Here is a 10,575-nt window from a genome sequence, read left to right on the forward strand (position 1 = left end):
TCTTAAAAGAAACCCTTCAGCAGGAATGCTCAAGGGTTTTCTTGGTTTATAAGCATTCTGTTTGGCCTATTCTTTGTTTGCTTACCATTAAGCAGTTAAGAAAAATTAAGGGACTGGATATATTCTTCTTAATGTCCTGAATCCCTTAATGGTAAAGGGAATTGTAATAGCGGTTATTTCTACCATTAAGCAGTTAAGAAAAGTTAAGTTTCTAGATACAGGACTAGACCACATAGCCCTGATGGAAGTGGGCACGGAGCCAATTCTTCATTGGCGAAGTAAAACGGACAGCAGGACGGGACCCAAGCTACCTATTATAACTATTGCGCTCCAAAAAAACACTACCTGAAAAGATTATACTTTATCGAATTGGAATATTAAATGATAGAATTAAGCGTTAGCTTCTTCTTTAACCGCTAGCTGGCCACAAGCAGCATCAATATCTTTACCACGGCTACGGCGGATGTTAGTATTAATGCCCTGACTTTTTAGATAGTTAGAAAATGCATCGATCTTATCTCCTTCGGCATTAGTGAAATCGGCGAAAGAAATAGGGTTATATTCAATGAGGTTTACCTTGCAAGGAATATGTTTACAGAATTTGGCTAAATCCATAGCATCAGAAATTTCATCGTTAAAATGATTGAAAACAATGTATTCGTAAGTTACCGGATTTTTGGTTTTAGCGAAATAGTATTTAAGTGCATCAGCCAATGCTTTTAAAGAGTTGGCCTCATTGATCGGCATGATCTCATTACGCTTTTTATCATCAGCAGCATGAAGCGAAAGTGCTAAATTAAATTTTGCACCGTCATCGCCTAATTTCTTAATCATTTTAGCAATACCGGCAGTAGAAACAGTAATGCGTTTATAGCTCATGTTTAAGCCGTCAGGAGCTGTAATACGCTCAATTGACTTCAACACATTGGCATAATTCAACAGCGGCTCTCCCATGCCCATATACACGATATTGGTAAGGGGATTGTTATAGTTCTGTTTAGCCTGCTTATCGATCAATACTACCTGGTCATAAATCTCATCAGCGTTTAAATTACGCTTACGGTCCATATAGCCCGTAGCACAGAATTTACAGGTTAAACTGCAGCCTACCTGTGAACTTACACAGGCTGTCATACGGTCTTCTAAAGGAATTAAAACCCCTTCTACAATATTACCATCTGCTAACCTGAAAGTATTTTTAATGGTATGGTCGTTACTGAACTGAGAATTGTTAACCTGAACAGCATTAATGGCAAAAGTTTCATCAAGTGCTTTACGCAGATCTTTAGAAAGATTACTCATCTGCTCGAAATTCGTTGCCGATTTTTCCCAAAGCCACTGGTAAATTTGCTTAGCTCTAAATGCAGGCTGTTGCATCGCTACAAGGTGTTGCTGCAATTGAGGTAGATCTAATGCACGGATATCGGTTTTTTTTGCTGTTACCATTTGTTGCAAAGGTACTTAAAAAGCTTTTAAGCTGAAAGGTTAAAGCCTAAAGCAAATTCCTGTAATTCAGAATTTTACAATTCATTAGCTTATCTTCCCCGTTGTTTAGCGGTTGATTTACCTGCAGATTTACCTTTTGCTGGCCGAGCATTTCTATTTGAAGAACTACTTTTATGATGACTGGGCTTAGGCGATGAATGCCCAAAAGACTTTTTACCGGCTGATTTTTGCGCAGGTTTAGCCGGCTTGAAATGTTTTTTTGGTTGTTCTTCTCTAAGTTCAGGGATTTCTTCCCATGCATTTGCTTTTTTCTTAGCGCTTTTGGGTTTGGCTTTAGCCTCTGATGATGAGTTTTCAACGCTCTTGGTGATGCTCTGCATCTCATCTTCTGTAAGCTCTCTAAATTCTCCTGTCGGAATACCTTTTAAATTGATATTCATGATGCGTGTACGCTCTAGTTTAGTCACTTCATAACCAAAATGCTCGCACATTCTACGGATCTGCCTGTTTAAACCCTGGATTAAGATAATATTGAATACAAAGGTGCTGATTTGACGTACCTTACATTTACGTGTATTTACCCCTAAAATTGGAACTCCATTACTCATCTCGAAAATAAAGTCTTCGGTAATAGGTTTGTTAACCGTTACCATATATTCCTTTTCATGCTTATTTCCTGCCCTTAAGATTTTGTTGACGATATCGCCGTTGTTGGTCAGGAAGATCAGACCTGATGAATCTTTATCCAATCGACCAATTGGAAATATCCTTTCACTATGGTTTACATAATCTACAATATTATCGCGTACGCTGCCCTCGGTAGTACTGGTAATGCCAACAGGCTTATTAAAGGCCAAGAGGATAAAATTACTTTCTTCTTTAGGTTCGATATTATGGCCGTTAACCATCACTTTATCGCCTGCAAAAACCTGATCTCCTACTTTAGCTCTTTTTCCGTTGATGAAAACTGTACCCTTTTCGATATAACGGTCTGCTTCACGGCGTGAACATAATCCACTTTCGCTGATGAATTTATTTAAACGGGTGGCAGAGTTATTATTCATGCTGCAATTTTACGGAAATAAATCGTGTTATCCATTCTTCATAATCGCAACAAATGAATCGACAGTGCTTTTAAGTGCGGCTAAGGTTTCATCATCCGTAATCGCCGCCTCATTATTGATCTTCGCTTTTGCAAATGAGATAAGCTGAGGCGATACCCTCGCTTCAATTACGGTTAAAATATCGATGATGGATTGATAGGCCTTTTCGCCTTGAGTTGAGGCAACGAGTGCTAAAACAGGTTTCCCAGAAAATGATGCTGAACTTACGGTCCAATCGAGTAGGTTTTTTAATGAACCTGGTAAACCCATGGCATATTCTGGTGTAGAGATGATGATGCCATCTGCTTTTTGGAGGACTAACCGAAGCTCTTCGATAGCCTTTGGTGGGTTTTCCTGGTCTAAATCAGGATTGAAATGTGGAATATCCGCAATGGATGAAAAGTTTATTGCCTCGAAGTCTCTGCCCAAAAGCCTGGAGATGGCAGTTATGTAAAGTGCATTTGTTGATACTGCTTTCGTGCTTCCAGAGATTGTCAATATTTTTTTCATTGCTAAAATTAACAAAGTGGAGATATACCGCAAAGCGGATGAGGTAATTCAATCGTCATTTCGAAACGGGGCTATTGAAATGCACCAGATTCCAATAGCCTATTTGAATTATAATAATAGCTCATTCCCGATTAGTTATATTCAGGAACACATTGAAGCTGCGAAAACCATTTAGACTGGTGTCATTTTTAACTTTATTGGAATCGCAATGCAATAAGCTTTAAGATTCCCGCCTGCACGAGAATGACGATCATCTTTTTAAACTAAAAGCTCTGGTCATCGGCACTTGGGCCATAACTTCCGGGAATTGGAATATTCAATAGCCTTAAATAAACGCCCAGTTGTGCCCGGTGGTGAGTGGTTTGGCTTAAAGAGTGGCGGATGGTTTCATATTTAGAGTAGTCGGCCAGAACCTGTTTGCCCATACTCAATACCCAACGCCCATTCAAATTTTCTTCTGTAGCTTTTTCCAATTCCATTTTTCCTTTGGCATAATTTTCTTCCAAAATTTTAACCAGGTCATCGGCATTTTCTACAGCTTGTTCTACATAAGGTGCTGTCTCGAAATCAAGCCCATCAGTAGTTAAAGCCAATGAAACCCAACTCGGCAGATCGGCAATATGAACCGCAAGCGATTTCATTTTCATGCTTTTTTCGTGTGGTGCCCAGTCAAATTTATCTACCGGTACAATAGCCAGGAATTTTTTTGTGGTATTAAATTCGGCTGCTAACTCTTTCAATAATAATTTAATAATGTCCATATTTTTCTGTTTTGTTTTTTCTGCGGTGTTTAAATCCATTAGTAATAAATCGGCTATACTCATGATGTTGATGTTTGTTTACACAAAGAAAATACAGCCCACTGACAACCCTATGGCAGCGTGAAAAATATTATTTTAATAATTTACAGGGAGCAGGTGCATGTATTCACTCAGTGGCATGTGCTGCGTTTTTTTGAAAGGAATACCGAGGTTTTTAAGGCAGATAATGCGGGTGAGGTTAAAATCACGATATTCATTCCGGTAATGACACCAGGCAATTAAATGCCAGCTAAAAGCATAGAAAATCAAGCCAATTGGCTCTACTTCTCGCCTGCTCACTTCCTCTTTATTGTTTTTATAATCAAGTTCTATCAGGTGTTTTTCGGCTATGGCATGCTGAATAAGTGACAAGTATTCGAAGTTAAAATTTAACCTTTCGGGAATCTGCAATTTAATATGCTGATTTAAAGTTTCGAGCTTTTCTTTTTGACCCGTTTTTAATACGGCTTTTACCTTTGTCAACGCCGTAGAATAATGGGTGCGAATAGAATTATCGGCAAATCCATTCACTAAACTTTCAACCAGTAGAAGTGCATTGGCTTCGTCCATATTAAAAGAAACCGGTGGCAGGAAATAGCCCTGGACTAAATAATAGCCTTTATGCTGCTCAAAACTTACTGGTATACCTTGTTCCGCTAATGCTTTAATATCTCGATAAACCGTACGAACGCTCATGTCAAACCTTTCCGCAATTTTTTCAGCGGTAATGTATTTTCTGGATTGAAGCAGGGTTAAGATTCCGAAAAGTCGGTCGATACGGTTCATAGTCTGTTTTTTTAGGCAATTAAAAATAAAGTTTTTTAATCAATTTTTCTTGTGGTACGTTATTTGTAAAAGATAAACACATATCAATTCTACAGGTTAAACCGTTATAATACTGGTTTAACGTATATAATCTGAATTAAATGGCTGCTGTTATCCAAAAGCGTTTCTTCCGGGCAATAAAAAGTAAAGTAATTATAGGTTTTTTATTTGCCTGTTTTGCTTTGTTATTGGCGTGGGGTATCAGCAAGTTTGCTTTTACAAGAATGCTTGATACTGTTGAAGAAATTTCAGCCCCGAACGACCGTTTAAGGATTGTAAATGATCTTTCGCATAAGATTGCACGGTTAGATCAGTTACAAAGAGATGAGGCTTTCAATAAACAAGGTACCTATAGTTTTCTTAAAGAATCTCGTAAGTTAAGGGCCAGTTTAGATACCTTACGTAAATTGTACAGAGGCGATTCTGCTCAGCTGGCGAGGATAAAGTCGATCAAGAATCTGCTAACCGATCGGGATAAGCAATTTGTCAATTACTTAAAGGTGAGAGAAACATTGGTGAATACCAAATCGTTCTCTGATGAGGTTCAGAAATTAAATGAACTGGTTGCCATAAGGGCAAGACAAACAGATAGTGCCGTTTTAACAACAGAAACAACCACATCGACCACTACAGTTGCGCCTGAAGAAGAGAAGAAATCACGAAATTTTTTTACCAAGCTTTTTGGAAAGAAAAAATCTGAAGTATATAAAATTATTAATGAAGAGTTTAAAGTAAAGCGCGATACTTTAAACGCCAAGGCTGAAGACAGCATTATGAAGAGCATGACCGGTTCGTTAAAAAACATCGAACTGGAGCAACGTCAGAAAAGCCAGAAATTTTTAAAACGTGAAGCAGATTTATCAAATGCCAGTAATGCTTTAACTGCTCAAATGCTGCAGATTTTAAGAGAGGTTGAGGGCCAAGCGGTGGCCCAGGTAGATTTAAACGGTATCCAGGCCAAAGAAGTGGTAAATGATGGAATTACACAGATCACAACCATCATCATTATCTTTTTTCTATTAACGGTTATTCTGCTGTATTTAATTTTGGCAGATATTACAAAAAGCAACAGATATAGAAGAGCATTAGAGCTTGCTAAAGATGAAGCAGAATACCATGGTAAAGCGAAGCAACGGTTCTTATCTAACATGAGCCATGAGATCAGAACACCGTTGCAGTCTATTTTAGGTTATGCCGAACTGATTACCCAGCAGGATGTGCCCAATAAGAAAGATATAGATGCCATTTATCAGTCATCCATTCATTTACTTCAGATTGTGAACGAGGTATTAGATTATAACCGGATTATTTCGGGTGAATTTAGTTTTAATAACCAGGTATTTAATATCGGGAAGGCATTGGATGAAGTTGTTTCGGTAATGCGGCCATTGGCAGAACAGAAATCGCTGCAATTAAACGCAAAACTTGATCTTGCCCAACTTGAATTTGTAAAAGGCGATGCATTTAGGTTAAAGCAGATATTATTTAATTTGTTGGGTAACGCTGTAAAGTTTACCCTGAAAGGTGAAATTAGCTTATCAGTTTCGTATAAAAAACAAGGAGAGGATCTGCATTTCCATTTTACGATAAAAGATACCGGGATAGGGTTTGAAGAAAAAGATATTCCTAAAATATTTAATGAATTTGAGCAGATAGAATCTCCAGAGAAATATATTATCAACCAGGCCGGTACAGGTTTGGGGCTCCCCATTGTTAAATCTTTGATCGAAACACAAGGTGGAAGAATTTATGTGAAAAGTAAACCGGGCGTGGGTACCACATTTAATATTTACATGAAATATGAAAATACTACCGAGCGTGTAAACGATACTTTAGATTTAGAACATTATGCGATTGTAAACCCAGGCACAGTTTGGGTAATTGATGATGATAAACTTATTCTCGATTTATGTGGAATGATTTTTCAGAAAAACGAAATCCCATTTAGAAGTTTTACCCAGGTGGCTGATATCTTGCACGCAGCACCTGAACCAGATTTAAAATACATATTGGTTGATATGCGTATGCCCGAAATGACAGGTTTCGAGCTTTGCCATTTATTAAAAAAGAAACTCCCTGGGCATATTAAGTTTTACGCCATTACTGCGCAGGTTTTACCCGAAGAACGCGAAATGGTTTTGAGTGAGGGTTTTGATGGGCTAATTATGAAACCGTTTAGAGCTGTAGATATCCTTTCTATATTTGATAGAGCCGAAATTTTAACCGAGCAGCCTGAACTGGATTTTTCTTCTATTGAGAAAATGACCTTTGGTGACCAGCAAATGTTGGAGAAAATATTGAATCGTTTTAAACAGGATTCTATAGATGATGCTGCAGCGCTGAAAAAACATTTAATCGATAACGACACAGATCAGACGAGGTTATTGGTTCACCGACTTGCCGGACGGACGGCGCAAATGGGTTCGAAAACTTTGGCAAACGCATTCCGGATGCTGGAAATAGAAATTGCCGAAAAAGGCTTAACTCAAAATATTAAATCTGAAGTTTTATTACAGATTAGAAAACTGGATAGATTAATTGCATTTATGGAAGAAATCGACTACGCTAATGCCGAGTAATTATTCTATGCCGTATCGTTCCATTTTAGCGTAAAGCGTTTTACGGTCGATGTTTAAAATCTTCGCCGCTTTTGATTTGTTATGCCTCACTTTAATCAACGTTTCAGTAATCAGCACTTTTTCATTCTGTTCATTCACAGCTTTCAGGTCGGATGAATTACCTGGCGCTGATTGGTGATGGACAGAAATCATCATTTCATCAGGTAATGCGCTAATCTGGGCAATATCACCAGGGCTTAGTAAAACCATACGTTTAATCACATTGCTAAGTTCGCGCAAATTTCCTGGCCAATCGTAACTAAGCAAAAGTGATTTTGCCTCATTAGAAACGCTTTTAACATTCCGCTCTAAATCGCGGTTTGATAGCTGTACAAAGTGGTTGATAAACAGTTCTAAATCGCCACCTCTATCTCTCAACGGCGGGAGCTGGATTTTAAACTCATTTAAACGATGATATAAATCTTCTCTAAAATCTCCTTGTTGCATACTATTGGCCAGATCATCATTCGTAGCCGTAATGATGCGAACATTAACAGGAATTTGTTTGGTACTGCCCAAAGGCTGGATTACCCTTTCTTGTAATGCTCTGAGTAATTTAATTTGTACTTCGTAACTCAGGTTGCCAACCTCATCTAAAAACAAAGTTCCTCCGTTTGCAGCCTCAAACTGACCTTTTTTGTCGTTTAACGCACCTGTAAAAGCACCTTTTACATGCCCGAATAATTCGCTGGCAGCTAAATCTTTCGATAATGCACCGCAATCTATTGCAACGAAAGGTTTATCGGCACGTTTACTCTGCTGGTGCAGGGTTCTGGCAGCAAATTCTTTTCCCGTACCGCTTTCGCCTTGTATAATTACCGACATGTCAGTTGGGGCTACCAAATTGATATGTTCATACAGTTTATCTGCAATCGCACTTTTCCCTTTTATAAAATCACTGTTTGTTTCTTTTGGTTCAACACTTTTTAAATCCTTTTTAGCTAAAGAATTTTTGATCACCATCAGTAACTCATCTGGATTAACTGGTTTGGTAATGTAATCAAAAGCACCCAATTGAATAGATCTAACCGCAGTCCGTACATCATTAAAACTGGTCATAATGATTGCAGGTATAAACAGGCCCAGATCACGGATGTGGGTAAGCACTTCAAGACCTGTCCCATCTGGAAGACGGTAATCGATTAAAAGTAAGTCGAATTCATTGTTTTCAACTTGCTTAAAAGATTGCTTTACCTGGGTTACAAGGGTAATTTCATGACCGTTTTTTGTTAAAAAACCTTCAAGTAATTGAGCAAATGTGGTATCGTCTTCTAAGATCAGGATTCTCGCCATGTAACAAAAATAAGAAAAGCCGGACATAATCCGGCTTTCTTGTAATAGGTAGATGTAATTATTTGGGTTTTATTGTACTGGCTTACCGTCTTTATCAATTTTAACCGAACCAGTTTCTGCTTCTTTTTTAACATTGATTAAGTAGTATTCTTTTGTTCCTTCTTTAACAGACCAAGCTTCTGTAGCTGTCCATCCTTTGTAAGCATCAGATTTTAATGCTGTTGCTACCGGCTCAGGAAGCTCTTCCAATTTAACGGGAGTTTTTACTGCGCTATCTTGAACTGCAACAATTGCAGCATTTTTGATTGTATTAACTTCACTTGCCTGTACTGCTGAGAATCCTGCAAAAGCTAAGAACGCAGCTGATAAAATTAATTTTTTCATCTGTTTAAATTTTGTTTTTATTTGTGATGAACTGCCATGATTTAATCATTACTGTGTGATTCTGAAAATCATGACGGTTTCATGGTATTTATATTTTTAGTTTATGCGCAGCCCGAAGGCCACGCTTATATTGATTATGCCTGTGCGGCGTATTTATTTGAGATTATTGAACTGGTTTACCGTCTTTGTCGATTTTAACTGAACCAGATTCTGCTTCTTTTTTAACATTGATTAAATAATACTCTTTAGTACCCTCTTTAACAGAGAAAGCTTCAGTTGCGGTCCATCCTTTGTAAGCATCAGATTTTAAGGCTGTTGTTACTGGGGCAGGAAGTTCTTCCAATTTAACTGGAGTTTTTACTGCACTATCTTGAACTGCAACGATTGCTGCATTTTTGATTGTATTAATTTCACTTGCTTGAACTGCTGTGAATCCTGCGAATGCTAAAGTAGCGGCTAAAATGATCTTTTTCATGATATTCTGTTTTAAATATGGTTTGTAACTCGCGTTACATTAAATACTCGTTAATTATGGAGCGTTAACCAATTTTATTTATTGAACTGGTTTCCCGTCTTTGTCAATTTTAACTGAACTGGTTTCAGCTTCTTTTTTAACGTTGATTAAATAATATTCTTTAGTACCTTCTTTAACAGAGAAAGCCTCAGTTGCTGTCCATCCTTTATAAGCATCAGATTTTAATGCTGTTGTTACTGGCTCAGGAAGTTCTTCCAATTTAACTGGAGTTTTAACTGCGCTATCTTGAACTGCAATGATTGCATTAGTTTTAAAATCTTTTACTTCACTTGCTTGTACTGCTGAGAATCCTGCTAATGCTAATACTGTTGCTGCTAAAACGAACTTTTTCATAGTATATATTTTAAAAATTTAATTTGTGTAACAATACTTGCTAGTGTTTCACAATGATGCCAAACCCTTGTTTTTGTTTAATTCGTTGTTTTGCAGGTGTTTGTGTGCGTGCCAAAGTTTTGGTGCTGTAGAGTTTCTCCACACTTTGGGGTGAATGACTACAGGTTTTGCAGTTATTTCTGACTAAATAACATCTTAGCTCATTAGTTAAGTAGCTCAATGCCTGTAAATGATAGAAAGGGTTCGGTCCTTGTGCCGTCAGATGTTACCATCTGATGGATTCTAGATTTTTGGAATTGCAATATTCTTGGAATTAACTAGTTGTCAGATGGCAACATCTGACAGCACCCAAAAAAATAATTTTCAATTTTTAAAAAAGAAGATTTTTTCTATCATTGCAGCCCGATTGAAAGCCTCCTTAGCTCAGCTGAGGGCACTGAAAAAGTAGACATAAAATGGTCTTCAAACAGAAAAGCGGATGAATAGCTCTTAAGAGTTTTTCATCCGCTTTCTTTTTTGAGGCATTTCATTTTTCTTATTTGATAGCGAACTTTACGTTCGACATTGAGAACTGGAGCACATTGTTAGTTTTTCCCAGAAGATTCTTTGGATTATTATCCTTTTTTTAGAATTTGAGGATTCTTTTAAGATTAACCACGAATATCGCAAGTGCACCTTGCATTTTCATGCTTTCCAGGCCATAGGAGTTCGCCCTGTCATATCCATGA

11 protein-coding genes are annotated in these 10,575 nt (G+C 37.7%); 2 read left to right on the plus strand and 9 right to left on the minus strand.

Annotated features, from left to right (window positions below):
- Positions 1–390: 390 nt before the first annotated feature.
- The 3 genes from rlmN to EZ456_RS24645 all read right to left on the minus strand — a co-directional run bounded on the left by rlmN (position 391) and on the right by EZ456_RS24645 (position 3,059).
- Positions 391–1,446, minus strand: coding sequence for a 23S rRNA (adenine(2503)-C(2))-methyltransferase RlmN (gene rlmN, locus EZ456_RS24635; RefSeq protein ID WP_131534833.1), 1,056 nt, complete (start codon positions 1,444–1,446; stop codon positions 391–393).
- Positions 1,447–1,535: 89 nt separating this feature from the next.
- Positions 1,536–2,510 (minus strand): 23S rRNA pseudouridine(2604) synthase RluF, encoded by a 975-nt coding sequence (gene rluF, locus EZ456_RS24640; protein WP_131534835.1) that lies wholly within the window; start codon positions 2,508–2,510, stop codon positions 1,536–1,538.
- Positions 2,511–2,537: 27 nt separating this feature from the next.
- Complete coding sequence (locus EZ456_RS24645; RefSeq protein ID WP_131534837.1) at positions 2,538–3,059, minus strand: NADPH-dependent FMN reductase; 522 nt, start codon at positions 3,057–3,059, stop codon at positions 2,538–2,540.
- A gap of 16 nt (positions 3,060–3,075) precedes the next feature.
- Between EZ456_RS24645 and EZ456_RS25465 the strand changes: the two genes are divergently transcribed.
- On the plus strand, positions 3,076–3,234 hold the full coding sequence (locus EZ456_RS25465) for a hypothetical protein (protein ID WP_205945172.1): 159 nt from the start codon (positions 3,076–3,078) through the stop codon (positions 3,232–3,234).
- 88 nt (positions 3,235–3,322) lie between these two features.
- On the opposite strand, the gene EZ456_RS24650 is transcribed toward EZ456_RS25465, so the two are convergent.
- A complete protein-coding gene (locus EZ456_RS24650) occupies positions 3,323–3,883 on the minus strand; it encodes a DinB family protein (protein ID WP_131534839.1) in 561 nt (186 codons plus the stop codon).
- Positions 3,884–3,955: 72 nt separating this feature from the next.
- Complete coding sequence (locus EZ456_RS24655) at positions 3,956–4,645, minus strand: helix-turn-helix transcriptional regulator (protein WP_131534841.1); 690 nt, start codon at positions 4,643–4,645, stop codon at positions 3,956–3,958.
- 140 nt (positions 4,646–4,785) lie between these two features.
- On the opposite strand from EZ456_RS24655, the gene EZ456_RS24660 reads away from it, so the two are divergent.
- Entirely contained in the window at positions 4,786–7,263 is a 2,478-nt protein-coding gene (locus EZ456_RS24660) for a hybrid sensor histidine kinase/response regulator (protein WP_131534843.1), read from the plus strand.
- On the opposite strand, the gene EZ456_RS24665 is transcribed toward EZ456_RS24660, so the two are convergent.
- The 4 genes from EZ456_RS24665 to EZ456_RS24680 all read right to left on the minus strand — a co-directional run bounded on the left by EZ456_RS24665 (position 7,264) and on the right by EZ456_RS24680 (position 9,847).
- The gene (locus tag EZ456_RS24665; protein ID WP_131534845.1) at positions 7,264–8,595 is read right to left on the minus strand and encodes a sigma-54-dependent transcriptional regulator; all 1,332 of its coding nucleotides are present in this window, start codon (positions 8,593–8,595) and stop codon (positions 7,264–7,266) included.
- 69 nt (positions 8,596–8,664) lie between these two features.
- Positions 8,665–8,979: a hypothetical protein gene (locus EZ456_RS24670; protein ID WP_131534847.1), complete on the minus strand. Its 315-nt coding sequence runs from the start codon at positions 8,977–8,979 to the stop codon at positions 8,665–8,667.
- Between the two features lie 163 nt (positions 8,980–9,142).
- A complete protein-coding gene (locus tag EZ456_RS24675; protein ID WP_131534849.1) occupies positions 9,143–9,454 on the minus strand; it encodes a hypothetical protein in 312 nt (103 codons plus the stop codon).
- A 78-nt stretch (positions 9,455–9,532) separates the two neighbouring features.
- Positions 9,533–9,847, minus strand: a complete 315-nt coding sequence (locus tag EZ456_RS24680; protein ID WP_131534851.1) for a hypothetical protein — start codon at positions 9,845–9,847, stop codon at positions 9,533–9,535.
- Positions 9,848–10,575 lie beyond the last annotated feature (728 nt).

Origin of the sequence: Pedobacter psychrodurus (assembly GCF_004331735.1) — a bacterium.
In the GTDB taxonomy this organism is placed as follows: Bacteria; Bacteroidota; Bacteroidia; order Sphingobacteriales; family Sphingobacteriaceae; genus Pedobacter; species Pedobacter psychrodurus.

Excerpts from the sequence above, each read along its gene's own strand:
- EZ456_RS24665 (WP_131534845.1), bottom strand. The coding sequence starts at position 8,595 with ATGGCGAGAATCCTGATCTTAGAAGACGATACCACATTTGCTCAATTA.
- EZ456_RS24655 (WP_131534841.1), bottom strand. The coding sequence starts at position 4,645 with ATGAACCGTATCGACCGACTTTTCGGAATCTTAACCCTGCTTCAATCC.
- EZ456_RS24670 (WP_131534847.1), bottom strand. The coding sequence starts at position 8,979 with ATGAAAAAATTAATTTTATCAGCTGCGTTCTTAGCTTTTGCAGGATTC.
- EZ456_RS24675 (WP_131534849.1), bottom strand. The coding sequence starts at position 9,454 with ATGAAAAAGATCATTTTAGCCGCTACTTTAGCATTCGCAGGATTCACA.
- EZ456_RS24645 (WP_131534837.1), bottom strand. The coding sequence starts at position 3,059 with ATGAAAAAAATATTGACAATCTCTGGAAGCACGAAAGCAGTATCAACA.
- rluF (WP_131534835.1), bottom strand. The coding sequence starts at position 2,510 with ATGAATAATAACTCTGCCACCCGTTTAAATAAATTCATCAGCGAAAGT.
- EZ456_RS24650 (WP_131534839.1), bottom strand. The coding sequence starts at position 3,883 with ATGAGTATAGCCGATTTATTACTAATGGATTTAAACACCGCAGAAAAA.
- rlmN (WP_131534833.1), bottom strand. The coding sequence starts at position 1,446 with ATGGTAACAGCAAAAAAAACCGATATCCGTGCATTAGATCTACCTCAA.
- EZ456_RS24660 (WP_131534843.1), top strand. The coding sequence starts at position 4,786 with ATGGCTGCTGTTATCCAAAAGCGTTTCTTCCGGGCAATAAAAAGTAAA.
- EZ456_RS24680 (WP_131534851.1), bottom strand. The coding sequence starts at position 9,847 with ATGAAAAAGTTCGTTTTAGCAGCAACAGTATTAGCATTAGCAGGATTC.